Below are 23467 nucleotides of genomic sequence, written 5' to 3'. Positions count from 1 at the left end.
CGGCCTCGACACGCATGCATGCCAGGAAAGTGCGGGCTGCACTGGTGCCGGCAATACGACGGATCAGCTGCGCTCGATACACAGTCCTTGCCAGCAGATCGTTCTTTCGAACGTAGGGGTGTGCGCTTGGGGACAGGGGGATGGGAGAGGCATCATTGACAGTGCCAATGGCCCTCGATAACTCATTCATTAACATGGTTCGTCTTTCAGTCGAACTACAGTTCACCGAAGCGTTAAGTTGATGCCGAGCGGCGCATCCCGGACAAGATGTGCGCACAGCAAAAATAGGCACGACGCTTCGCTTCATCGCACATGTTCCAACCGGTGCGAAGAAGCTAGACGTTGTATCTTTGACGAATCATGGTAGAGCAAATCTGATTATGCTGGCGCTCAATTGCGAGGTCGCATTGGATAGTAAAAGCTGCACTAACAGATGCAAATTCTGCTCGTGTTCACGAGCCTGCAAGCGAAAAACAAAGATAAAGAATGCCATACCCTACCACCGCCGCACAGGCCAGGAGCATTGCCAGACCAACTAGAGGAAAGCGATTCAAGGACGCATGCCCTTGTTTCGATCGGACCGAATGCGTATTTTCTTTATGGTTTTTCAAGGTATTCTCCTCTCCGGGCGCTGATGCCGTCATTTAGACGAAATAAGCAAATTCTGTACCGGCGACAATCTTAAGGAAAATATTTAACATTTTCAGAGCCTTAGGTGAGCGGGAAGCTTGTCTTGAGCGTACATTTGTAAGTATTTTCGACGCCCCTTGGGCCAGCCGCGCCGTAGAGCTAATAGCCTAATGGCAACAAAATGCTTGACTCGTTGTCAGAACTAGTTAGACTTTTGGAAACCCTCGCCACCCCTGCGGTGGTGGGGGTTTTTCACATCGACTGGAGACTTTCATGCGCCTCGCATCCCTGACGCTTGCCTTGGCCGGCTGCCTGCTGTCCACCGCCGCCTACGCCGCCGATCCCGGTTTCTGCCACTCCGTCTGCGACAGCGAACGGCGCGCCTGCAAGGCCGACGCGCAGCAGCTGGCCATGGAGGACCGTGAGGACCTGCTCGCCGTAGAGGAGAAAAACCGGCTTGCGCGCACCGCGGCGAATACCGGCGCGCCCTCGCAGACGGGCGCCCGTGCACCGGTCGAGACGGCCCTGCATAAGCGCCGCATGCAGCGCGTCGCCGCCTGCGATACGACTTACCAGCGCTGCGAGCGCTCGTGCAAGGCGCCCGAAGCCAAGGCGCCGGCCTCGCCGATCTATACGCCGCGCAAGAGCGGCTGAGGAGCACGTCATGTCCGACTGGATGAACTGGCTGGTGGGCGCGGGAATCCTGGTGATCGCCGAACTCTTCACCGGCACCTTCTATCTGCTGATGATCGCCATCGGCCTGGCCTGCGGCGGCATCGCCGCGCTGCTGGGCCTGTCGGGGCCGATCCAGACCCTGGTCGCGGCCGCGACCGGCCTGGTCGCCACCAGCATCTTGCACCGCAGCCGCTTCGGCCGGCCGGCCAAGATCAGCGCCAGCCGCGACCAGAACGTGAATCTCGACATCGGCGGTCGCGTCACCGTCCCGAGCTGGCAGAACGGCCGCGCGCGCGTGATGTACCGCGGCGCGCTCTGGGACGTGGAGCTGGGGCCGGGCGCGCAGCCGGAGGCGGGCGAATACCGCATCGTCGAGGTGCAGGGCAATCGCCTCATCGTCGCGAATTCATAAGAACAGCTGATAACAGAACCTCATCTATAAGGGATGCTCATGGAATTTTCGTTCGGAACCGTCGCGCTGGTCATCTTCATCATCGCCATCGTGTTCGTCTTCAAGACGATCAATGTCGTGCCCCAGCAGCACGCCTGGGTGGTCGAACGTCTCGGCAAGTACCACGCGACGCTGGCGCCGGGCCTGAACATCGTGATTCCCTTCATCGACCGCATCGCTTACAAGCACAGCCTGAAGGAGATCCCGCTCGACGTGCCGCCCCAGGTCTGCATCACGCGCGACAACACGCAGTTGCAAGTGGACGGCATCCTGTACTTCCAGGTGACCGACGCCATGCGCGCCTCCTATGGTTCCTCGAACTATATCCAGGCCATCACCCAGCTGGCGCAGACGACCCTGCGTTCGGTGATCGGCAAGATGGAACTCGACAAGACCTTCGAAGAGCGCGACCACATCAACACGACGATCGTGAACGCCATCGACGAATCGGCCGCGAACTGGGGCGTCAAGGTGCTGCGCTACGAAATCAAGGACCTGACGCCGCCGGCCGAGATCCTGCATTCGATGCAGCGCCAGATCACGGCCGAACGCGAGAAGCGCGCGCTGATCGCAGCCTCGGAAGGCCGGCGCCAGGAGCAGATCAATATCGCCAGCGGCGAACGCGAAGCGGCGATTGCGCGCTCCGAAGGCGAACGCCAGGCCGCGATCAACCGCGCCCAGGGCGAGGCCAATGCCATCGTCGCCCTGGCCGAAGCCAGCGCCACCGCGCTGCGCCAGGTCGGCGCCGCGATCCGCGAGCCGGGCGGCGAGGACGCCATGAACCTGCGCGTGGCCGAACATTACGTCGATGCGTTCGGTAATCTGGCGAAGACCAATAATTCGATCATCGTGCCGGCGAACCTGGGCGAGATGAGCGGCCTGATTGCGAGCGCGCTGCAGATCGTGAAAACACAGAAGTAAAGGGTAGGCAATGAATGCAGAAATGAGCACCTTGCCGGGCGCGCCTGACATCGCTTCCTCGGCCCACGCCAGCGCCATGCGCCGCATCCTGGCCGCGATTTTGGTGACGATGTTCGTCTCGGGCCTGATGAGCGGCGTGGCGGAACAGCGGCAGATGGAGGAACCCGTGTGGTGGTCGCTGCTGTCGGCCTTCCTGTTGAACTTCCTGACCTTTTGCTGGTTCCGGCTCGACCGTGATGCGCGCGGGCTGCGGCGTTCGATGTGGGCAAATATCGCCATCCTGCTGTTCGGGCCAGTGACGATCCTCGTCTACGTGCTGGTCAGCCGGCCGCGCGGGCAGAAACTGCGCGGCTTGGCGCGGCTGGTCGGCTTTTTCGTCTTGCTGGTGTTCGCGGCCAGCCTGGGCATGATCGCCGCCGCCGGCATCGCTTGAACCAGGACGAAGCCATGAACGGGCCACAAACACTTCGCGTTATCGTGATCACCGGCGCCTCCGACGGCATCGGCGCCGAGATGGCGCGCCAGCTGGCGGAGAAAGAGGGCGCGGGCATTGCGCTGGTCCTCGCGGCGCGCAATGCGCAGCAGCTGGACGCGGTCGCCGCCGAATGCGCGAGCTTCGGCGCGCAAACGATGACGGTGCCGACCGACGTCGGCGTGCAGATCCAGTGCCGCCGCCTCGTGGTCGCTGCCGTCGAGCGCTTCGGCCGCCTCGATGCACTGGTCAATAATGCGGGCCGTTCGGCGCACGCGCTGTTCGAGCAGGTCGAGGATCTCGGCTGGTACGAGGAGCTGATGCGGGTGAACCTGTGGGGCAGTGTCTGGTGCACCCAGGCTGCGCTGCCGCACCTCAAGAACACCCGCGGCAGCATTGTCGCGGTGTCCTCGCTGGCGGGCCTGGTCGGCGTGCCGGGGCGCACGGCCTACAGCGCCACCAAGTTCGCCATGACCGGCTTCTTCGAGGCGCTGCGGGCCGAACTGAAAGGCGCGGGCGTCAGCGTGACCACGGCCTATCCAGGCGTGGTCGATACGAAGATCCGCTACCGCGGCTTCAATGCCCAGGGCGAGGCGGCGGGTGTCAGCGGCCTGAAGGAAGAGGGCGCGATGAGCGTCGAGGAATGCGCGCGCCTGATCATCGACGGCATGAACGGGCGCAAGCGCGAAGTCGTGATGACGGCCAAGGGCAAGCTCGGGCGCTTCCTCAAATTGCTGGCGCCGGGCGTGGTCGAGAAGATCGCGCTGGCGGCGTTGAAGGACGACGTCAGGCCCAGGTAACGAAAGATAGCAATTCACGGATGTGTACATTATTGCCAACAGCAGCCACGCGCTCGACGCAGTGCAAGCAGGCCTGCTATGTCGCGCAGGACCAGACCTTTCCACTCACCTACCTGACCGACCGCCAGTTCGAGGTGCTGGCCCACCTTCTGGTTGATGCGGACAGTCCGAGTCAGGAGCTGTATGATTCCGCCCTGCTCCTGAGCTATGGGGCTGACGAGGGCCGGGACGTGGTTTTGTACAGAGAGCAGTTGCCGGTCGGCGTAGTGCAGTGCAAGCGCTACGCAAAGTCGATCGGGATGAGCGACGTGCTCAAAGAGTTGTTCAAATTCCTGCTTTTTGCGCTTCGCAACCCTTCCCTGATGCCGCAGGCGAAAGATTTTCGTTACGAGTTCTGGACGGCGCGGGATGTCACGAAAGAGGCGGGCAAGTTCTTCATGGAGCCGAACCGTTATTTCAAGGAGCACGCGGCCACCCTTGTCGATCACGTAGAGGCGGCACGTAAGGCGAGCAAAGCATTGCAAAAGGCCTCGCCGCACGGCATCTCGCCCGAGGACGAGGCGCGCCAGGTCATTGCCATCGCACAGGGCCTGCGCTTTGCCCATGTCGGGCAGACGGCGATCTCGCTTCGCCTGATCGCGCACACGGACGTGCGTCGCTGGTTTTTTCGTGGTCCTGGCGACGTGCCTGTGTCGCCGGACGCGGAGCAAGTCGGCATGCTCGTCGATCGCTTGGCGCATCAGGCGATTGTCCGCTTCAAGCGAACCGGCAACCTCGCATCCGGGGCCTATGTTCCGTCGGCCGTCATCGATCGCGCTTTCGCCGACTTCCTGCGCTCGGGAGAACGCGTGTTCGTACTCACCGGCGGATCAGGCCACGGGAAGACGACGTGGGCAGCTAATCTACTGGACTCGCCTCCACCCGGCTGGAAGGTTCTGCTCATCAAGGGAGAGGATCTTGCCGATACCGATGTCAACCTCGCCGAGACGCTCGCCCGTCTGCTCAGGGCGAACGCGATCCCGGCGGAATTGACCGGTGTTGACATGACGGCGGCAGTGTGGCGCTGGCTGGAGGCGGACAACCGGTTACTCTTGGTGGATGGCTTGGACAGAGTTTCGGCGCAGGCGCGGGGCAAGCTGCCGACCTGGATCGAGAATTCACTTGCAGCAGCGGCGGAGCTGCCGTCGCGCGTGATATTGGTTTCGCGCAACGAAGAATGGCGCAGAATCGGAAGCTGCATGAGCACCCCGGTGCACCAGCCCTGCCATCTGGGTTTGTTGTCGGATGAAGAGGCGCAGGCCTTATACCGCGCCTATGGGCTGTCACCGATCAAGCATCATCGTCCCTTGCGGACGCCTTCGCTGATTCGCCGCCTGTCGCAGTTGAAGGGGGAGCTCGGCGGGCCGGTGACGCGCGCGAGGCTGCTGGACAGCAGCGTGGCACAGCGACAGGCAACGCTTACTCTTGCATTCGGCAGGATCGATGTCGAACGTGCTTTCGGCGATCTTAGTCGGGCCTTGGCGGCTGTGCCGGATGCGCGGATACGCTCGAAGGACTTCCTCGGTAACACGACCCTCCTCGACGAACTGCATCGGGAGGATATTCTGGTCAGCGAACCCCCGTGGCTGCGGCCAGAGAGCGACGATTTGGCCGAGTATCTGATCGCCCTTGAACTCGACGTCGGGAAGGCGCTTTTGGCGGTTGAGGAGGGCAGGACCGATCCGATTTTTCTCGGTGCGATCGCGCTGGCTCCCCAGTTGCCCGGCAGGGAAGCCGAGCTGCCTGCGTTGCTGGCGGCCGTTCTGCCCCGCATTCGGGAGGACTCAGGGACCTGGTACGAACTCGCCGCACGGATCATGGCAGAGGTTGAGGATCACAGTCGTCATCTTCCGGTCCTGCGCGAGATTTTCGACGCATGGAACTGGACTAATCTAGCGCTGTATGCCTCGAATCTGCATGAGCTGATGGATGACCTGCGCCTGCCGGTGCCGGACCGGTTCGACCTGCTCATGCGACTAGCCGATCACGAGGACGAGGATGACTGGCGTTGGAAGTTCTGGCTCGATCCGGACGCGCGCGGCCGTACGGTTACGCCCTTTGCGGCCACGATATGCGACATGGTCCGCAGCCACCCGATCGACAGCATGGCCTTGCTCGAAGAGCTGGCCGGGCAAGCCGGAGGAGGAATCCGTCACGCGATCGCGACGGCGCTCCTCTTTGAAGCGGCAGCCGTGGCATTGCCGGAAACGCTGTCTTGCTGCATGAGGCTAAAGCTCGTCGGCAGGGACGTGACCACGAACCTGGCCACCCTTTATCCGCTCGGTTTCGCGCGCCATGCGCTTGGACGGGCACGCAAATCAGCCGCAGCGGTCGACGAAGTCGTCGACGATTTCTTCAAAGCCCTGGTCCGGGCTGTGGTTCATGAGCCTGTCCCGGGCGCGAACGGCGAGTGGGAGGCGATGACCGATGAACTGCTTGCGCTGGCCGGCCCCGGACGAAGCCGACGCCGTCTTCTGTTGTGCGCATTGACACTCAAGCCGTACCGTCATCATCTCGACGAGTTGTTCGGGGCGCTCGACGCATTGTATTGGACCGATATCTGGTGGCTCGTCATGCTGGCGGGCGCGGAGGCGCACGTGCCACTGCGGGCCATCTTCAGCGGCGCAGTGGACAAGCGTGATCCTTACGGCTGTCTAGCACGGTTCGATCCCTTTGCCGTCCCACCTGAACACTGGCCGCTCGTTACCGAGCTGTTCGGCGGGGTCATTACTTCCACAGACCAGCGGGCCCGGCGCGCCGCCTCCGAGGCGCTCGAAACGATCCTTCGCAAGCTGGAGTGGGACGAAACAGGCCCGTATCGGACGTTCTTCCGGGCGGCCCTCAAGCTTGCGGCGGACGGCAGCGGTCGCGTGCGCGCCCCGCTGTTGTTCTACAGCCTGGGCGTCCGGCGCAGTTCGCTTCCCGCCCTAGCCAAAGCTTTTCGCACCAAGCTCGCGCGTGTCCTTGTTCAGGTGGAGGATGGCAGTACACTTGAACCCTTGCGACAAAAGCTGTATCAGAACGGTCCTGCGCACCCGTTCAACGCCGACATGTTGGCGCGACTCGAACGACGCTTCGGTGCGCCCCAGCCGGAACGCCAGGAGATGTACGAGGTGTTAGCAAGGGCGCACAGGTTCGATCGGGATGACTAGAAGTCGATCGTCCCCGTCACGCTCACCGTGCGCGGCGCACCCGCCACCAGGTAGCCGTAACCCGGATAACCGCCCGCCGATGCCCAGTAGTTCTTGTCCAGCACGTTGTCGACACGGGCGCGCAGCGTCAGGTTGCGCTCCATGAAACGCGTAGCCCAGGTCGCGCCGATGTCCAGGCGCGTCCAGGACGGCACTTTCTGCAGGTTGGCGGCGTCGGCGTACTGCGTCGAGGTGTACAGGGCGCGTGCGTTCAGCGACAGGCCTTGCACGTTCGGGACGTCCCAGTCGGCGCCGAGGTTGAACTGCATTTCCGGCACGCCGATGGCTTCGCGGCCGTCGGTGGCGGGGTTGTTGGTGCGCAGCTGTTCGCTGTCGAGCAGCGTGGCGCCGCCCAGCAGGCGCAGGCCTTTTGCCGGGGTGCCGAACACCGACAGTTCCAGGCCGCGGTTGCGCTGTTCGCCGAACAGGCCGAAGACGTTGTCGACGACGCTCGCCTGCGGCTGGCCGGTGGTGAACAGGGCCGCGCTGGCGCCGAACTTGCCGGCATCGACCTTGACGCCGACTTCCTTCTGGCGCGAGACATAGGGTGCGAACACCTGGCCTTCGTTGGCGAGCGGCGCGCCGAAGCCGCCGCTGCTGGCGACCGTGCCCTGCTGCAGGGCTTCGATATAGTTCGCATACAGCGAGACACCCTGTACCGGTTTGTAGACGAGGCCGGCGACCGGCGTGTTGGCGCTCGACTCGTAACGCGAGGTTTCGGCGCCGGTCACGTAGTCGAAGCCGGCGTCCTTGATGCGCTGGTGGCGCAGGCCGACGGTCAGCAGGACCTTGTCGCCGGCGAAGGAGAGGGTGTCGGCGATCGCGGCGCTGGACAAGATGGTCTTGCGGGTCAGGAGCGGGTTGTTCGTGTCGCCGCCCGGCCAGAAGCCGGTGGCCGGCGCGGCGATGTCGACGGGGCGGTAGATGTTGGTCGACCAGCCTGAGAAGTCGCCGAGGTCGTAGGCGTTCTTCGACTCCGAATGGAAGCCCGAGGCGGTGGCCGACAGCGTGTGGCCGACCGAGCCCGTGCGCAGGCTGGTACGGGCGCCGATTTCGCCGGTGCGCACTTCGTCCTCCCTCACGTTGTCGAACCGGGTCATGGTGGCGCTGCCGTCCGCTGCGGTGACGGTGGCGGACGCCAGGATGTTCGATTCGTCGCCCTTGCGCGCACCAAAGGCGGCCCAGGCCACCGAGTCGGCGCCGAGGTCCGCTTCCGCGCGCAGGGTGCCGAACACGTCGCGCTCTTTCGACACGGTCCAGGGCTGGGCCCAGTTGCTGTCGGCGTCGGGTGCGGCGACGATTGGCAGGCCGGCGGCCACGGTCACGCTCGGACGCGCATTGTTCAATTGGTGGTTCTGGTAGCCGGCGTCGGCCGAGACGCGGAAGCCGCGGCCGCGGTAGTCGGCGCCGACCGAGAACACGCTCAGCTCGCGCTCTTCGCGGTCGATGGCGGTGTCGCCGTCGCGGCGCACGCCGTTGACGCGCAGGCCGAAGCGTCCCTCCGGACCGAAGCGGCGCGCCAGGTCGAAGGCGCCGTACAGCTGGCCGCCGCTCTCGACACCGACCGTCACCTGGTTCAGCGGCGCGTTCGGCGCGCGCTTGGGCACGAGGTTGATCATGCCGCCGACACCGCCGCCGCCCGGCGCCGCGCCGTTCACGAAGCTGTTCGCGCCGCGGAAGACTTCCACGCGTTCCAGGAGTTCGGAGGCGACGAACTGGCGCGGCAGCAGGCCGTACAGGCCGTTATACGCGAGGTCGTCCGAGTTCACGGCGAAGCCGCGGATCACGTACAGCTCCTGGTAATTGCCGAAGCCGCGCGCCACGCGCACCGACGGGTCGTTCTGCACCACGTCGGCGACGCTGCGCGCCTGCTGGTCCTGGATCAGGGCCTGCGTGTAGTTGGTGGTGTTGAAGGGCGTGTCCATCATGTCGACGTTACCGAGCAGGCCGATGCGGCCGCCGCGCGCGACCTGGCCGCCGGCGTAGTCCTTGGGCAGGCCCTGGGCCGAGGCATCGGCCGAGGCGGTGACGACGACGGTCTGGATCGGCTGGTCCGTGGTGTCGGGAGCGGTGGTCTGGGCGGAAGCGTAGCCGGCGGACAGGAGCAGGGCACCGAGGGCGAGAGGGTTCAGGCGGAATTGATTCATGAGAGGCTTGTTCTTTTTGAAATGAGAATAGTTCTCATTATTATGCGCGCAAAGCTTGCGGCTGTAAATGAGAACCATTATTATCTGGGCTCAACATCAAGAAAATCCCCATGTCTTCGCACTCCCTACGCCGCTGGTCCTGGATCCACAAATGGAGCAGCCTGGTCTGCACCGTCTTCATGCTCCTGCTGTGCCTGACCGGCCTGCCGCTGATCTATCACCACGAGATCGGCCACCTGCTGGGCAACGACGTCGAGGCGCCGGCCTTGTCTCCCGAGCTGGCGGCCAAGCCGCCGCGCGCGAACATCGACGAGGTCATCGCCAGTGCCCGCGCCCTGTATCCGAACAAGCTTACGATGTACATCTCGCAGGAGGCCGACGAGCCGGCGATCTGGAACGTGACCCTGGGCGACACGCCGAACGACGAACACTACAAGCCGATCGCGGTGGACGCACGCACGGCGAAAGTCATCGTCGAACCGGCCTTCGAGGGCGGCGCCTTCATGTCGACCATGTTCCGCCTGCACGTGGACCTGTTCGCCGGCCTGCCCGGCAAACTCTTCCTGGGCTTCATGGGCTTGCTGCTGCTGGTCGCGATCGTCAGCGGCGTCGTGCTGTACGCGCCCTTCATGCGCAAGCTCGACTTCGGCACCGTGCGCCACGGCCGCACGCAGCGTCTCAAATGGCTCGATCTCCATAATCTGCTCGGCATCGTCACGCTGGTGTGGGCGCTGGTGGTGGGCGCGACCGGCATGGTCAACACCTGGGCCGACGTGCTGCTGAAATACTGGCAGGCGACCGAGATCGCCGACATGCTCGCGCCATACAAAGGCGCGCCGCCGCCGGCCCGGCTGGCCTCGATGGACGCGGCCGTCAAATTGGCCGAGCGCGTCTCGCCCGGCATGCAGGTCGGCTTCGTCGCCTTCCCCGGTACGCCTTTCGCCAGCCCGCATCACTACGGCGTCTACATGCGCGGCAACGAGGCCTTCAGTTCGCGCCTGTACAAGCCGGTGCTGATCGACGCCCAGACCGGGGCGATCACGGATCAGCGCGAGCTGCCCTGGTACCTGACGGCGCTGCTGATCTCGCAGCCGCTGCACTTCGGCGACTATGGCGGCGGCTGGATGAAGCTCCTGTGGGCGCTGCTCGACGTCGCCACCATCGTGGTGCTGGGCAGCGGCCTGTACCTGTGGGTCCAGCGCGGGCGCGCCGTGAAGCGCCACGCGCAGGCAGCCGCGCAGCAGGGAACAGGGATCAGCCAGGCCGCACCGGTACTGGCACGTAGCGGAGAAAGACGATGAATACCCCCTTCATGAAACTCTGGGGCATGCCGATCCTGCTCGGCGTGCTCACCACCATTGGCTTGATCAGCGCGCTGCTGGGCGACGGGATCTGGGACACCGTGTCCGCTTTCGCGCTCGGCATCCCGGTGGCGCTGGGCCTTTGGCACAGCCTGCGTGGCTGGAAGCTTAAGCCGCGCTGAAGGCAGGCTTGAACGACAGCGAGTTGATAGAAGCTTAAGTCTTTCCAAAGGATTCGCCCGTATAACGGTGGCCATACCAACCACCACCCATCGGGAGACGCCAGTGAAGAACCTCATCCGCGCCAACAAGGGCCTTATCGCTTTCCTGCTGCTGTTCGGCGTGTTCCGAACGGCGGTCGCGGACTGGAACCCGATTCCTTCTTCTTCCATGCGGCCCAACCTGCTGGAGGGCGATGTGGTCTTCGTGAACCGCCTCGCCTTCGACCTGAAGCTGCCGCTGACCGACACTATCCTCACCCACATGGGCGAGCCGCAGCGCGGCGACGTCGTCACCTTCAGCTCCCCCAAGGACGGCACGCGCCTGATCAAGCGCCTGGTGGCGCTGCCGGGCGACGTGGTCGAGATGCGCAACGAGATGTTGATCATCAACGGCAAGCAGGCGCAGTACGACGCCGTGCAGCAGGTGATGGAGCCGATCGGCCAGGTCGAGGTGCCGGCGCTGCGCATCAGCGAACATCTCGACGGGCACGAGCGTCGCGTCCAGTTCATTCCGAGGGTCGATACCCCGGCCCGCAACTTCGGCCCCGTGACGGTGCCGCCCGGCCAGTACATGATGCTGGGCGATAACCGCGACAACAGCCACGACTCGCGCTACATCGGCTTCGTGCCGCGCAATCTGCTGATCGGTCGCGCCGAGCGCGTGCTGGTCTCGGCGGACACGCTGAACAACTGGACGCCGCGCTTCGAGCGCTTCGGCATGTCGCTTTACGAATGAGCTGTCAGGCGTGGAGTCCCGACTCCACGCGGGCTTTCCTCAGCGCTGCGCGATCGGCGCCGCGCTGACGACGATGGCGGCCAGGCCCGGTGCGGGCACATAGCTCATCAGCATGTCGTCGCCATATTCGCCGCGGTTGAATTCCATCCTGACATTACCGTCGCCCGAACTGAAGTGGTAGGGCGTGGTGGCGACCAGGCGGATCGGCCGTTGGTTGTCGATGGTCGCGTCGATGTAGCGCGAGGTGGTGCGTACCTTCAGGTGCCAGCCGTTCGACATGTCATAGGTGCCGCCGATCTTCTCGGCCTGTTCGGGCCGGATGCGGATGATCTTGGCCGGGGCCGTCACCTCGACGGTCGAGATGGCCGCCGTGTCGGCCGGCGGGTAGGGGGTGGTCTGGGCCGGCGCGCTCGAGGCGGTCAGGAGCAGCGTGGCCGGAAGCAGCAAAGCCAGGGGGCGCATGATCGTCTCCTTTTGAACAAACAAAAATCCCTTGGACGATTCAGTCTAGGGCGGCTTCGCATGTTCACAAGCTGCGGCAAGGCGGCATCACCAAACTGTCTCGATTCGGGCGAAGACAGAACGTCAGGAAATGACAGGCGACGATGCCATGGCGTAAATCTCTGTACAATCCCGGCCTCTCCCGCTTCACTGAAAGTCCCCGATGTACAGAGTTCTTACCGTCGTCCTGGCCTGCCTCGGCATGGCCGGGGCCCTTGCCATCGACACCTATCTGCCTTCGATGCCGGCCATCGGCCGCGACTTCGGCGTCGGCAACGTCGCCGTCCAGCAGACCCTCTCGGTCTTCCTGTTCTGCTTCGCATTCATGATGCTGTTCTACGGCACCCTGTCCGATTCCTTCGGCCGCCGCCGCGTGATCCTGGTCGCGCTGGTGCTGTACACGATCGGCTCGGTGGGCGCCGCCTTTGCGCCGAGCTTCGGCTTCCTGCTGGCCTGCCGCGCGCTGCAGGGCCTGTCGGCGGGCGCCGGTTCCGTGATCGGCCAGGCCATCGTGCAGGACCGCCTGAAAGGCGCCGAGGCGCAGAAGATGATGTCGCACATCATGATGGTGTTCGGCCTGGCGCCGGCCATCGCGCCGATCGTCGGCGGCTGGCTGCACGTGCACTACGGCTGGCGCTCGACCTTCTGGTTCCTGGCCGCCTTCGGTACCTTGTTGATCGTGATGACCCTGCGCCTGCTGCCGGAAAGCCTGCCGGTCGAGAAGCGCCAGCCTTTCCATCCGGGCACGATCGCCGCCAACTACATGAAGGTGCTGCGCCATCCGCAGTTCCTGCTGCTGTCGCTGTCGGTGGGCCTGGCCTTCGGCGGGCTGTCGCTCTACATCGGCTCCGCCGCGAACTTCGTGATGGTGATCCTGGGCCTGCCGGAGACGGCCTTTGCCTGGATGTTCATCCCGCTGATCGGCGGCATGGTGGCGGGTTCGGCCTGGGGCGGCAAGCGCGCCGCGCACATGGCAGCGGGGCGCCTGAAGTGGATCGGCTTCGGCACCATGCTGGTGGCGGCTGTGCTGAACATCGGCTACAACGCGGTCTTCAAGGCCGAGATTCCCTGGGCGGTGCTGCCGCTGGCGATCTATACCTTCGGCCTGGCCGTGGCGATGCCGGCGGTGCAGATGACGGCGCTGGGGCTGTTTCCCGATAACCGCGGGCTGGCCTCGTCGATGCTGGGGTTTATTCAGATGATGTCGTTTGCGCTGGTGTCGGGGCTGGTGGCGCCGATCCTGTTCGATAGCGCCTTCAAGCTGGCGTGCGGGGTGGGAGTGGGCTTGCTGCTGAGTTTTGGGGCGTGGAGGGCCAGTAAGCTGGCGTGATCGCAATGCACGCCGTTTGCGCGGGCATGCCCGCCCTACGGTTCGCTGCTGCCACGGACTGATGCGCAACGTAGGGCGGGCATGCCCGCGTTACGCACGTGTGCACACCCGCCGCTCATTAACGCCGGTGGGTCTTCATCGCCGACGCGACTTCCCGCTTGGCATCCCGGTCCTTCTCCGTCGCCCGCTTGTCGTGCTGCTTCTTGCCCTTGGCGAGACCCACTTCGCACTTCACGCGCCCCCCCTTGTAGTGCAGATTGAGCGGCACCAGCGTATAGCCGGAGCGCTCGACCTTGCCGCGCAGCTTGTCGATCTCGGCACGGTGCAGCAGCAGCTTGCGGGTGCGCAGCGCCTCGGGGTGGCTGAAGGAGGAGGCCGTCGTCAGGGCACTGACGTGGCAGCCGAACAGGAACAGCTCGTCCCCGCGCACGACCACGTAGGCTTCCTTGATGTTGACCCGTCCTTCGCGGATGGCCTTGACTTCCCAACCCTCCAGGACCAGGCCCGCCTCGTAACGGTCCTCGATGAAGTAGTCGAAAAATGCTTTTTTATTGTCAGCGATGCTCATGAAATAGCGAAAATCCGCGGGTCGGTTAAACTAGCGCTGCCGCGCCAGAAGTTGGCGCAAAATGCAACTTATCCAACATCATAACAAACGGTTGACCAATGGCAGTAGTGCACAAATCAGTTTTATTGGGTTATAGCGCAGAACAGATGTTCGATCTGGTGGCGAAAGTGGAAGACTATCCGAAGTTCCTGCCCTGGTGCAGCAGTGTGAAAGTCCTCGAACGCACGGAGGACAAGCTGGTCGCCACCCTTGGCATTAATTTCCATGGCGTCAAGCAAAGCTTCACCACCTCGAACCACAACATGCGTCCCACCCAGATGAAGATGCATCTCGTCGACGGCCCTTTCAAGGTGCTGGAGGCAACCTGGACTTTCAAGTCCCTGCGTGCCGATGCCTGCAAGATCGACTTCGACATGCACTACGAGTTCTCCAGCATCATCCTCGAACAACTGGTCGGTCCCGTGTTCGGCATGATCGCCAACACCATGGTCGATTCCTTCTCGAAGCGGGCCGAGGCGATCTATGGCTGAGCTGCTGCCAGTCGTGGTCTGCTACGCCAGGCCGCAGCAGGAATTCTCGCAGCTCATGCACGTAGCGCCGGGCACGACCATCGGCCAGGCGATCGAAGCCAGCGGCGTGCTGGCTGCCTTCCCGGAAATCAACCTGGTGACCCAGCCGGTCGGCATCTTTGCGAAAAAGAAGACGTTGGACACGGTGTTACGGGCCAATGACCGCATCGAAATCTACCGTCCGTTGATCGCCGATCCCAAGGATTCGCGCCGCAAGCGCGCGGCGAAAAAGGATGCGGCTGCCGCCAGGCCGGCCGCCTGATTATTCCAAAGCAGGAAACAATGCGCGTCCAGCGCGCATAATTGTTGCGATACAGCAAAAAGTGGTCGCAAGCACGTCTTTCTTTGCTACTATCCCGAGCTTGCCTCTGTACCCGTGTTGCATAACATCACGCTCGAGCAGGCCGTGCCGATGAGGCGGGCTTGCCGGGATTCCGTGCGGTCTTCGGAGGGAGCCGGCGCTCGCGCCGCCGTTCATCCTGATTGTCGCCGCCGATGCTGAGTGCCCTGAGTCTATTGCTGGTAACCACCGCCTTATCGGTGGTGATGCTGTTCGTGCTGTCCTCGCTGAAGGGCAGCGGGGTGCAGGGCGTGCGCGAGTGGGGGCAGGGCAATGCGATGGCCGTGCTGGCGCTGCTGCTGTTCGCCTCGCGCGGCGTGCTGCCGGACGTCCTCTCGATCGAAGGCGCGAACCTGCTCTTCATCGGCTCGGTCGCGCTGATGCTGGCCGGGTTCCGGCGCCACCTCGGCCAGGCGGTGCCGACGCGGCCGCTGCTGCTGGGCGGTACCGCGACCATGGCCGGCCTGGTCTTCTTTCACATTGGCGTCGATGCGCTGCCGATGCGTACCGTGGTGGTCTCGCTGTTCCACTTTTCCGTCTATATCGCGATCGGCCGTAGCATCCCCGCGGGGCCGGAAGCGCGGCTGCGCTACGCCTTCCTGTTCACGCGCCGCGCCGCCTTCGTGCTCGGCAGCGTCCACGCTTGCCGCGGCATCTTCTATGCCCTGCAGGTGGGCGAAACGCTGAGCTTCCTGGAGCCGGCCGTGTACAACCTCGCCTTCTTCGCATTCGGTACCCTGGCCTTGCCGGCCCTGACGCTCGGCGCCGTCATGATGGCCAACGCCCGGGTGATCGGCGACACCGCCTACGCCGCCGACCACGACCATCTCACCGGCGCCTGGTCGCGCCGCGCCTTCTTCAACTTCGCCGAGCACGAGCATGCGCGCGCGGAACGCATCGGGAGCAGCCTGTCGCTGCTGGTCTTCGACGCCGACCATTTCAAGCGCATCAACGATACCCACGGCCACGCCACCGGCGACCGCGTGCTGCGCGACATCGTCCTGCACGCGCAGCAGGTGATCCGCAAGATCGATTATTGCGCGCGCATGGGCGGCGAGGAATTTGCGGTGCTGTTGCCCGACGCCAGCCACCAGACGGCAATGGACGTCGCCGCGCGCCTGCGTACGGCGCTCGACCGCTCGCTGCCGCAGGCGCCGTCGACCCTGCCGGTTGCCTACACGGTCAGCATCGGCGTGGCCACGCTGGCGCCGAACGAAACCCTGGCCGAGCTGATGGCGCGCGCCGATGCGGCGCTGTATGTGGCGAAGGCGGACGGACGCAACCGCGTGGTCAGCGCGCCCATGCCGCCGCGCGTCGTGCCGGTGCCCGAACGCCGCGAGTGGCGCTAAACGTCGAATCACCCCGTATCACGTAGGGTGGGCGCCCCGTGCCCACCGAATACACGCGCTGTGCCTGCTTCTCAATTTGGTGGGCACGGGGCGCCCAATAAAGCCGTAGTCGAGACCATTGGCCTCGCCCACCCCTACAAAAACGACGAGTACACGTCGAATAAATTAGCGGCAATCCTGCAGCTGACGGGAGGTACGTTCGGCCGCGGCGGCGCGTTCGGCGTCGCTCAGGTAGCGTTTCTCTCCCTTGCCGTCCACATCGGCGATGCGCATGCCTGACTGGTAGATGCGCTGGTTCTTGCGCAGGCCCTCGCACTGCTCGGCGCGGGCGGCGGCGCGTTGCGCTTCGGCCTGCGATTTGTTCTCGAGCTCGTCGCGTGCCTTTGCGCGCTTGCGGTAGTCGGCCTCGCGTTCGGCCAAGGTCGGCGTCTTCGGTTTGTCGGCGGGCGCAAGGCTCGGCGGTAACTGCGCCGGCAACTCCTGCGCCGGGGCAGGGCGGCCCGGCGCCTTCAGGATCTTCGAAGCCGGCGTGCCGGGCGGCGGCGGCTGGTCGGAATACTGGCGCGTGCCGTTCGGTCCGATCCAGACGAACTGGGCCTGTGCCACTCCCGCGCAGCAGAAGAGGAGCAGGGCGGCAAGACGGGATGAGCGGGAGCGAAGCATGATCGAAAGTTTCCTGTGAGTACGATTCGAGATTTCCTCATGATTCGTTCAGCCTGTCAATGAAAGCCGATCGGGAAGGTCTTTTTTAGCCAACGTGCGACGACATTCGCTGCTTTCTGTATAATTCGCTTTTGCGCCTATAGGAAAATGCTATGCGTCTACTCCAAAAAGCACTCACGTTCGATGATGTGCTGCTCGTCCCGGCCTACTCCAATGTTCTTCCGGCCGACACCTCCCTTCGCACCAAGCTGACTCGCAACATCACGCTCAACATCCCGCTGCTCTCTGCGGCGATGGACACCGTGACCGAAGCCCGCCTGGCGATCGCGATGGCGCAGGAAGGCGGCATCGGCATTATCCACAAGAACCTTCGCCCGGCCGACCAGGCGCGCGAAGTTGCGCGCGTCAAGCGTTTCGAAGCGGGCGTGCTGCGCGATCCGATCACCGTCCCGCCGACGATGAAGATCCGCGACGTCATCGCCCTCCAGCACCAGCACGGCTTCTCCGGCTTCCCAGTGGTGGAAGGCAAGCAAGTGGTCGGCATCATCACCAACCGCGACCTGCGTTTCGAGGAAGACCTGGATGCGGAAACCCGCACCAAGATGACCCCGCGCGAGAAACTCGTCTACGTCAACGAGGAAGCGGACACCGACGAGGCCAAGCGCCTGATGAACAAGCACCGCCTCGAGCGCGTGCTGGTCGTCAACGAGGCCTTCGAGCTGCGTGGCCTGATCACCGTGAAAGACATCCTGAAGTCGCACGAGCACCCGTTTGCATCGAAAGATGCGCAGGGCAAGCTGCTCGTCGGCGCGGCGGTCGGCGTGGGCGAGAAGGACCGCGAACGCGTCGAGCTGCTGGTTGCGGCCGGCGTCGACGTGCTGGTGGTCGACACCGCCCACGGCCACTCGCAGGGCATCCTGGACGCCGTCAAGATGATCAAGACCCGTTACCCGCATGTGGACGTCATCGGCGGCAACATCGCCACGGCAGCGGCCGCCAAGGCGCTGGTCGAGGCCGGTGCGGACGCGGTCAAGGTCGGCATCGGCCCAGGTTCCATCTGCACCACCCGTATCGTCGCCGGCGTCGGCGTGCCCCAGATCACGGCCATTTCGAACGTGGCCGAAGCCCTCGCAGGCACGGGCGTCCCTTGCATCGCCGACGGCGGCATCCGCTTCTCGGGCGACATCTCGAAAGCACTCGCAGCGGGCGCCTCGACCGTCATGATGGGCTCGATGTTCGCCGGCACCGAAGAGGCGCCGGGCGAAGTCATTCTCTACCAGGGCCGCAGCTATAAATCCTACCGCGGCATGGGTTCCCTGGGCGCGATGGCCGAAGGTTCGGCCGACCGCTACTTCCAGGACGCGCAGGCGAAAGCCGAGAAGTTCGTGCCGGAAGGGATCGAAGGCCGCGTCGCCTACAAGGGCAGCGTCCTCGCGATCATCTACCAGCTGGTCGGCGGCGTGCGCCAGTCGATGGGCTACTGCGGCTGCGCGACGATCGACGAACTGCGCGAAAAGGCGGAATTCGTCGAGATCACCTCGGCGGGCATGCGCGAATCGCACGTCCACGACGTCCAGATCACCAAGGAAGCGCCGAACTACCGTTCGGAATGATAGGAAAGCGGCCGATAGCGGCCGCTTTTTCTATACGCTTTTGTAGGGTGGGCATTCATGCCCACGCGGTCTCACCCTGTGATCGACCGCGACGCCGGACGCCACCACCGACACTGATTACTTCTATAAATTGGCCTCAATGCACTCCAAAATCCTCATCCTCGACTTCGGTTCCCAGGTCACCCAACTGATCGCCCGCCGCGTCCGCGACGCCGGCGTCTTCTCCGAAGTCTTCCCCTACGACATCGGCGACGACTTCGTCCGCAACTACGGCGCCTCTGGCGTCATCCTCTCCGGCAGCCACAACAGCACGTTGGAAGGCGACTCCCCGCGCGCCCCGCAAGCCGTCTTCGAACTCGGCGTCCCCGTGCTCGGCATCTGCTACGGCATGCAAACCATGGCCGCCCAGCTCGGCGGCAAGGTCGAGAACGGCAAGGTCCGCGAATTCGGCTACGCCGAAGTACGCGCCCGCGGCCATACGAAACTGCTGAACGGCATCAACGACTTCGTCACCGATGAAGGCCACGGCATGCTGAAGGTCTGGATGAGCCACGGCGACAAGGTCCTGGAAATGCCGGAAGGCTTCAAGCTGATGGGCTCGACCGATAGCTGCCCGGTCGCCGCCATGGCCGACGAAGAGCGCCGCTTCTACGCGCTGCAGTTCCACCCGGAAGTCACCCACACCACGCAAGGCGAAGCCATCATCGGCCGCTTCGTGCACGAGATCTGCGGCTGCAAATCCGACTGGAACATGCCCGACTACATCGGCGAAGCCGTCGAAAAGATCCGCGCGCAAGTCGGCACGGACGAGGTCATCCTTGGCCTGTCGGGCGGCGTCGACTCCAGCGTCGCCGCAGCCCTGATTCACCGCGCCATCGGCGACCAGCTGACCTGCGTTTTTGTGGACCACGGCTTGCTGCGCAAGGACGAGGGCAAGATGGTGATGGACATGTTCTCGAAGAACCTGGGCGTCAAGGTCATCCGCATCGACGCCGAACAGCAGTTCCTCGGCCACCTGGCCGGCGTGAACGACCCCGAGCAGAAGCGCAAGATCATCGGCCGCGAATTCGTCGAAGTCTTCCAGGTCGAAGCCGGCAAGCTGACCAACGCGAAATGGCTGGCCCAGGGCACGATCTACCCGGACGTCATCGAATCGGCAGGGAAGGGCAAGAAGGGCCAAACCATCAAGAGCCACCACAACGTGGGCGGCCTGCCGGAAACCCTGAACCTGAAACTGCTGGAACCGCTGCGCGAACTGTTCAAGGACGAAGTGCGCAAACTCGGCGTGGCGCTGGGCCTGCCGCACAACATGGTCTACCGCCACCCCTTCCCGGGCCCGGGCCTGGGAGTGCGCATCCTCGGCGAAGTGAAGAAGGAATTCGCCGACCTGCTGCGCGAAGCCGACGCCATCTTCATCGAAGAACTGCGCAACACCCCGTTCGAACTGCCGCCGGTGGCCGGCATCGACGCCGGCAAGGCGCCGGTGAACTGGTACGAAGCGACCAGCCAGGCCTTTGCCGTGTTCCTGCCGGTGAAATCGGTGGGCGTGATGGGCGACGGCCGGACCTACGAGTACGTGGTCGCGCTGCGCGCGGTGCAGACGCTGGACTTCATGACGGCGCAGTGGGCGCACCTGCCGCACTCGCTGCTCGGTAAAGTGTCGAACCGGATCATCAACGAGGTGCGCGGGATTAATCGCGTTGTTTATGATATTTCGGGGAAGCCGCCGGCGACGATCGAGTGGGAGTGACAGGACTTCTCTAGATAGCTGATTTTGAAGTGGAAGCTGTAGAGCCGTTGATCTTTCGGATGAATGATCAACGGCTTTTTTTACTTTCCGATGGACATGCTCGAACAAGTAGTGGACTTCCCCCAGTTCGGTAGACAAATTCCGACCTCACATTGAGGCGCGTTCAAAGGCCTCCGGGCTGACGCCGCCCAGATGGCTGTGGTGCCTGGTTCGATTGTAAAAGACTTCGATGTAATCGAAGATATCGGCCCGGGCCAAATCCCGGGTTTTGTAGATACGTTTTCGGATACGTTCCTTTTTCAGACTGCTAAAGAACGATTCGGCCACAGCGTTATCCCAACAATTTCCGCGACGGCTCATGCTTGGTTCAAGATTATTGGCCTTGCAGAAGCGCCGCCAGTCATCGCTGCCGTATTGACTACCCTGGTCTGAATGCACCAGTACGGGTTCTTGGGCTTACGCCGCCAAACCACCATCAGCAAAGCGTCGATCGCCAGCTCGCGCGACAAGGTCGGCTTCATCGACCAGCCCACAACCTTGCGTGCGAAAAGGTCGACAACGACAGCCAGATAAAGCCAGCCCTGCCAAGTTCGAATATAGGTGATGTCGGTCACCCAAGCTTGGTCAGGCGCGTCGACGGTAAACTCCCGATTCAGGCGATTGGGAGCAATGATCGAAGGCCGCCCAGCAATCCTTCTGGGTGCCTTGTAGCCGCGTACCGCCTTGATTTTATTGATCTGCATAAGCCGCGCTACACGATTGCGGCCGCAGGTCTCGCCAGCCTCTCGTAGGTCGCCAAAAACCCGGTTCGCGCCATAGACGCCGCCACTGGCCGAATAGGAATGCCGGATCACTTCGACGAGCCGAGCATCTTCCTTTGCCCGCTCCGAGATCGGTTGATGCAGCCACTGGTAACACCCGGCTCGGGCCACTTTCAATACCCGGCACATCAGCACAAGCGAAAACTCGTGCCGATGCTCGTTCATGAACCGGTACTTTACTCGGGCTCCCTGGCAAAGTACCGTGCGGCTTTTTTTAACAGATCTCGCTCCTCTTCCAGCCGGCGCATCTGAGAATGCAGCCGCAAGATCTCGCTTTTTGCTTCGACCAGCTCGGCACTTTGCTTTTCGTCCTTGGTCGGCATCACTGCCTTGACCCACTTGTGCAAGCTATGGGCTGATACCCCTAACCGGGCCGCAACCTCCGGTACCGGGTAGCCCCGCTCTACCACCTGTCTGACTGCTTCTTCCTTGAATTCCGGCGTGTAACGCTGTGTACTCATTCATTTCTCCTATGCACAAATCATAGGTCAGAAATATCCACCGGAGTGGGGAAGTCCAATCATAGGTCAGAAATGTCCACCGGAGTGGGGGAAGTCCACTACTCGGCGCACTCTGACTGAACCTTCCGAAAGAGGGGGGCGAGCCAATGGATGGGTTCCTCCGATGGGCTAACTTATGCAGTGGATCAAGTTCCTGGAGGAAACATTATGATGCTGCGCAGGCCTAGATACTTTATCGTCACATACACTGAAGCACACTATAAAGCTGAAAATAAAATGAAACGGATTATTTGAGAGGAATAATTTGCAGCGAGCCGATCAATCTTAAAAGTTTTGTAAAATTAAAGTAGTTTCGTGGCCTGACATGCCTAACGCAGAGATCCTCTTATCGTTAAGTATGTTATGTGAATAAAAATTCCACCAAGCCTTCCTTGTTCGGCCGAGAGTTGCATACTCGTAGTAATGCGTCTGCTACTAATTGCTGATGCCAACTTTTGTCCGGATATTATGTGTTGAGCTAAACATATTGGTAATACGGAGACATTCTTGAATATCGAGTCGAAATCAGCTGAGTCCGGCGTATCCTTGTTCCGAGCTGAGATATTTTCTGCGGCGAACAAGGGTGATCTCGGAAGCATACGGCTCGCACGACCGATTTCGGCGCTGTGGTTTACAGTAGGAGCATTGCTGATCGGCACAGCATTTATTTACCTCATCATTGTAGGAAGTGTTACTAGAAAGGCGCGCGTGATAGGTATCACTGTGCCAGCGGGCGGTAGCCTGAGCATAATCGCTCCCTCATCAGGCGTACTAATAAAGAGCATGTTTCAAGAAGGAGAATACGTCCATAAGGGGCAGACATTGTTCGAATTGTCTATTGAGCGGCAGGTCGCCTCTGGGGAAGTGTCGGAGATCGTATCCCGGCAACTTGCGGCTGAAGTACGTAGCTTGGACAACCAGCAACGCTTTCGTATCGCCCAAAATCAAGAGCGACGGCTGGCGCTACAACAGCGTGTCGAGAGTTTGGCTGCTGAAATCAAACAGGTTAAAGAAGAACTCATATTGGCGCAGAGACGCTTACGATTAGCCGAACGCAGCCTCAAACAATACGAATCGCTGCAGGCAAGCGGTTATATGTCGTCGGCTCAAGTACAGCAGAAGCAAGAAGACCTGCTCGACCTGGAGACGCGCGCGAGCAATGTTGTTCGCAATATTGTTCAACTTGAAGCGAACCGACGCGATGTTGAAGCAGAGCTGCGCGGGCTTGACACGGCCATGGCAAGTGAACTGTCGGAAATTTCCCGTGCGAAATCAAGCTTAGCGCGTGAAATGGCTGAAAACAGTTCGCGCAAATCACTCATGATTACTGCACGGGAGTCGGGTGTCCTCACGACCGTTACGAATCAGGCAGGTCAGGCGGTGAGTGTCGGTCAAGTTCTTGCAGTAATTATTGCGACGGCACAACCAACACCCAAGAGTGAAAGTAGCATAGGGGAACTCGAGGCGCACTTATATGCTCCCAGCCGAGCGGCGGGATTCGTCGCTCGAGGGCAGGAAGTACTTATCCGTTATCAAGCGTTCCCATATCAAAAATTCGGCTTGCAACGCGGTGTTGTGAGCGATATCAGTACGGCGCCGTTCGCCCCGGGTGAACTGCCGTCGAGTTTGGCGAGCACGATCCTCAGTAACGCACAGCAAAACAGCAATAGATTCAACAACGAAGCGCTGTACCGGATTAAGGTGAGATTGGCGCGGCAGACAATTAAGACCTACGGGAAAGAACAAGGTCTATGAATCGCCCCGGCTTTCGTGGAGGCCGGTTAGTGTGAGTCAGGCCGGAATGGCTTGACTGCTCAGTTGCTTGTAATAGTTTGCCTCAGCTTCGGCTGGCGGTATATAGCCGAGCGGTGCGAGTAGG

General features: G+C 62.4%; 21 protein-coding genes and 1 pseudogene. 16 read left to right on the top strand and 6 right to left on the bottom strand.

Translation table 11 applies throughout. The annotated features are described in order from the left end of the window. Positions 1-452: 452 nt before the first annotated feature. Positions 453-611, bottom strand: a complete 159-nt coding sequence (locus tag C2862_RS25330) for a hypothetical protein (RefSeq protein WP_168710099.1) — start codon at positions 609-611, stop codon at positions 453-455. Positions 612-903: 292 nt separating this feature from the next. Between C2862_RS25330 and C2862_RS17155 the strand changes: the two genes are divergently transcribed. Genes C2862_RS17155 through C2862_RS17130 form a run of 6 tightly spaced genes read left to right on the top strand, consistent with a single transcriptional unit; the run spans position 904 to position 7140 of the window. Further along, entirely contained in the window at positions 904-1284 is a 381-nt protein-coding gene (locus tag C2862_RS17155) for a hypothetical protein (protein ID WP_136221360.1), read from the top strand. A gap of 10 nt (positions 1285-1294) precedes the next feature. Continuing rightward, positions 1295-1717, top strand: a complete 423-nt coding sequence (locus tag C2862_RS17150) for an NfeD family protein (RefSeq protein WP_136221359.1) — start codon at positions 1295-1297, stop codon at positions 1715-1717. Between the two features lie 39 nt (positions 1718-1756). Continuing rightward, positions 1757-2677 carry an SPFH domain-containing protein gene (locus C2862_RS17145; protein WP_136221358.1) on the top strand — a complete coding sequence of 307 codons (921 nt, stop codon included), beginning with the start codon at positions 1757-1759 and terminating at the stop codon, positions 2675-2677. A gap of 22 nt (positions 2678-2699) precedes the next feature. After that, complete coding sequence (locus C2862_RS17140; protein WP_136221357.1) at positions 2700-3110, top strand: hypothetical protein; 411 nt, start codon at positions 2700-2702, stop codon at positions 3108-3110. A gap of 14 nt (positions 3111-3124) precedes the next feature. Next, positions 3125-3949, top strand: a complete 825-nt coding sequence (locus tag C2862_RS17135; RefSeq protein ID WP_136221356.1) for an SDR family oxidoreductase — start codon at positions 3125-3127, stop codon at positions 3947-3949. A gap of 20 nt (positions 3950-3969) precedes the next feature. Continuing rightward, entirely contained in the window at positions 3970-7140 is a 3171-nt protein-coding gene (locus C2862_RS17130) for an NACHT domain-containing protein (RefSeq protein WP_136221355.1), read from the top strand. Here the strand turns inward: C2862_RS17130 and C2862_RS17125 are convergent. Next, entirely contained in the window at positions 7137-9326 is a 2190-nt protein-coding gene (locus C2862_RS17125) for a TonB-dependent siderophore receptor (RefSeq protein WP_136221354.1), read from the bottom strand. The two genes, C2862_RS17130 and C2862_RS17125, sit on opposite strands and share 4 nt — an antisense overlap. 110 nt (positions 9327-9436) lie before the next feature. Between C2862_RS17125 and C2862_RS17120 the strand changes: the two genes are divergently transcribed. The 3 genes from C2862_RS17120 to lepB all read left to right on the top strand — a co-directional run bounded on the left by C2862_RS17120 (position 9437) and on the right by lepB (position 11584). Further along, entirely contained in the window at positions 9437-10627 is a 1191-nt protein-coding gene (locus tag C2862_RS17120; protein ID WP_136221353.1) for a PepSY domain-containing protein, read from the top strand. Then, positions 10624-10809 (top strand): hypothetical protein, encoded by a 186-nt coding sequence (locus tag C2862_RS17115; protein ID WP_136221352.1) that lies wholly within the window; start codon positions 10624-10626, stop codon positions 10807-10809. Before C2862_RS17120 ends, C2862_RS17115 begins: the two co-directional genes overlap by 4 nt. 103 nt (positions 10810-10912) lie before the next feature. Continuing rightward, the gene (gene lepB, locus C2862_RS17110) at positions 10913-11584 is read left to right on the top strand and encodes a signal peptidase I (protein WP_136221351.1); all 672 of its coding nucleotides are present in this window, start codon (positions 10913-10915) and stop codon (positions 11582-11584) included. A gap of 39 nt (positions 11585-11623) precedes the next feature. Here the strand turns inward: lepB and C2862_RS17105 are convergent, their stop codons facing one another. Beyond that, positions 11624-12046, bottom strand: a complete 423-nt coding sequence (locus tag C2862_RS17105) for a hypothetical protein (RefSeq protein WP_136221350.1) — start codon at positions 12044-12046, stop codon at positions 11624-11626. Positions 12047-12248: 202 nt separating this feature from the next. On the opposite strand from C2862_RS17105, the gene C2862_RS17100 reads away from it, so the two are divergent. Beyond that, positions 12249-13415, top strand: coding sequence for a multidrug effflux MFS transporter (locus C2862_RS17100; RefSeq protein WP_136221349.1), 1167 nt, complete (start codon positions 12249-12251; stop codon positions 13413-13415). Positions 13416-13533: 118 nt separating this feature from the next. Here the strand turns inward: C2862_RS17100 and smpB are convergent, their stop codons facing one another. After that, positions 13534-13983, bottom strand: coding sequence for an SsrA-binding protein SmpB (gene smpB / locus C2862_RS17095; protein WP_136221348.1), 450 nt, complete (start codon positions 13981-13983; stop codon positions 13534-13536). 98 nt (positions 13984-14081) lie between these two features. Here smpB and C2862_RS17090 point away from each other — a divergent pair, with 98 nt between their 5' ends. From C2862_RS17090 to C2862_RS17080, 3 genes are all read left to right on the top strand, one after another. Beyond that, on the top strand, positions 14082-14513 hold the full coding sequence (locus C2862_RS17090) for a type II toxin-antitoxin system RatA family toxin (RefSeq protein ID WP_136221347.1): 432 nt from the start codon (positions 14082-14084) through the stop codon (positions 14511-14513). Then, the gene (locus C2862_RS17085) at positions 14506-14814 is read left to right on the top strand and encodes an RnfH family protein (protein WP_136221346.1); all 309 of its coding nucleotides are present in this window, start codon (positions 14506-14508) and stop codon (positions 14812-14814) included. The genes C2862_RS17090 and C2862_RS17085 overlap by 8 nt, the downstream gene beginning before the upstream one ends. A 233-nt stretch (positions 14815-15047) precedes the next feature. Continuing rightward, a complete protein-coding gene (locus C2862_RS17080) occupies positions 15048-16241 on the top strand; it encodes a diguanylate cyclase (RefSeq protein ID WP_136221345.1) in 1194 nt (397 codons plus the stop codon). A gap of 165 nt (positions 16242-16406) precedes the next feature. Here C2862_RS17080 and C2862_RS17075 read toward each other — a convergent pair whose 3' ends face one another. Then, positions 16407-16904 (bottom strand): DUF4124 domain-containing protein, encoded by a 498-nt coding sequence (locus C2862_RS17075; RefSeq protein WP_136221344.1) that lies wholly within the window; start codon positions 16902-16904, stop codon positions 16407-16409. A gap of 152 nt (positions 16905-17056) precedes the next feature. Here C2862_RS17075 and guaB point away from each other — a divergent pair, with 152 nt between their 5' ends. Next, entirely contained in the window at positions 17057-18517 is a 1461-nt protein-coding gene (guaB, locus tag C2862_RS17070) for an IMP dehydrogenase (protein WP_136221343.1), read from the top strand. A 139-nt stretch (positions 18518-18656) separates the two neighbouring features. Next, on the top strand, positions 18657-20267 hold the full coding sequence (gene guaA / locus C2862_RS17065) for a glutamine-hydrolyzing GMP synthase (protein ID WP_136221342.1): 1611 nt from the start codon (positions 18657-18659) through the stop codon (positions 20265-20267). A gap of 147 nt (positions 20268-20414) precedes the next feature. On the opposite strand, the pseudogene C2862_RS17060 reads toward guaA, so the two are convergent. Continuing rightward, positions 20415-21549: pseudogene (locus tag C2862_RS17060) on the bottom strand (IS3 family transposase). Positions 21550-22095: 546 nt separating this feature from the next. Here C2862_RS17060 and C2862_RS17055 point away from each other — a divergent pair. Next, on the top strand, positions 22096-23343 hold the full coding sequence (locus C2862_RS17055; RefSeq protein ID WP_136221341.1) for an HlyD family secretion protein: 1248 nt from the start codon (positions 22096-22098) through the stop codon (positions 23341-23343). The last annotated feature ends 124 nt before the right edge of the window (positions 23344-23467 follow it).

Origin of the sequence: Massilia sp. Mn16-1_5, assembly GCF_004798585.1 — a bacterium.
GTDB lineage: Bacteria > Pseudomonadota > Gammaproteobacteria > Burkholderiales > Burkholderiaceae_D > Telluria.
This window is presented reverse-complemented; position numbering and strand designations above follow the sequence as displayed.

Bases quoted from the DNA above. Each gene is read 5' to 3' on its own strand.
- C2862_RS17155 (WP_136221360.1), top strand. From the start codon at position 904: ATGCGCCTCGCATCCCTGACGCTTGCCTTGGCCGGCTGCCTGCTGTCC.
- C2862_RS17150 (WP_136221359.1), top strand. From the start codon at position 1,295: ATGTCCGACTGGATGAACTGGCTGGTGGGCGCGGGAATCCTGGTGATC.
- C2862_RS17145 (WP_136221358.1), top strand. From the start codon at position 1,757: ATGGAATTTTCGTTCGGAACCGTCGCGCTGGTCATCTTCATCATCGCC.
- C2862_RS17140 (WP_136221357.1), top strand. From the start codon at position 2,700: ATGAGCACCTTGCCGGGCGCGCCTGACATCGCTTCCTCGGCCCACGCC.
- C2862_RS17135 (WP_136221356.1), top strand. From the start codon at position 3,125: ATGAACGGGCCACAAACACTTCGCGTTATCGTGATCACCGGCGCCTCC.
- C2862_RS17130 (WP_136221355.1), top strand. From the start codon at position 3,970: ATGTGTACATTATTGCCAACAGCAGCCACGCGCTCGACGCAGTGCAAG.
- C2862_RS17125 (WP_136221354.1), bottom strand. From the start codon at position 9,326: ATGAATCAATTCCGCCTGAACCCTCTCGCCCTCGGTGCCCTGCTCCTG.
- C2862_RS17120 (WP_136221353.1), top strand. From the start codon at position 9,437: ATGTCTTCGCACTCCCTACGCCGCTGGTCCTGGATCCACAAATGGAGC.
- C2862_RS17115 (WP_136221352.1), top strand. From the start codon at position 10,624: ATGAATACCCCCTTCATGAAACTCTGGGGCATGCCGATCCTGCTCGGC.
- C2862_RS17105 (WP_136221350.1), bottom strand. From the start codon at position 12,046: ATGCGCCCCCTGGCTTTGCTGCTTCCGGCCACGCTGCTCCTGACCGCC.
- C2862_RS17100 (WP_136221349.1), top strand. From the start codon at position 12,249: ATGTACAGAGTTCTTACCGTCGTCCTGGCCTGCCTCGGCATGGCCGGG.
- smpB (WP_136221348.1), bottom strand. From the start codon at position 13,983: ATGAGCATCGCTGACAATAAAAAAGCATTTTTCGACTACTTCATCGAG.
- C2862_RS17090 (WP_136221347.1), top strand. From the start codon at position 14,082: ATGGCAGTAGTGCACAAATCAGTTTTATTGGGTTATAGCGCAGAACAG.
- C2862_RS17085 (WP_136221346.1), top strand. From the start codon at position 14,506: ATGGCTGAGCTGCTGCCAGTCGTGGTCTGCTACGCCAGGCCGCAGCAG.
- C2862_RS17080 (WP_136221345.1), top strand. From the start codon at position 15,048: ATGCTGAGTGCCCTGAGTCTATTGCTGGTAACCACCGCCTTATCGGTG.
- C2862_RS17075 (WP_136221344.1), bottom strand. From the start codon at position 16,904: ATGCTTCGCTCCCGCTCATCCCGTCTTGCCGCCCTGCTCCTCTTCTGC.
- guaB (WP_136221343.1), top strand. From the start codon at position 17,057: ATGCGTCTACTCCAAAAAGCACTCACGTTCGATGATGTGCTGCTCGTC.
- guaA (WP_136221342.1), top strand. From the start codon at position 18,657: ATGCACTCCAAAATCCTCATCCTCGACTTCGGTTCCCAGGTCACCCAA.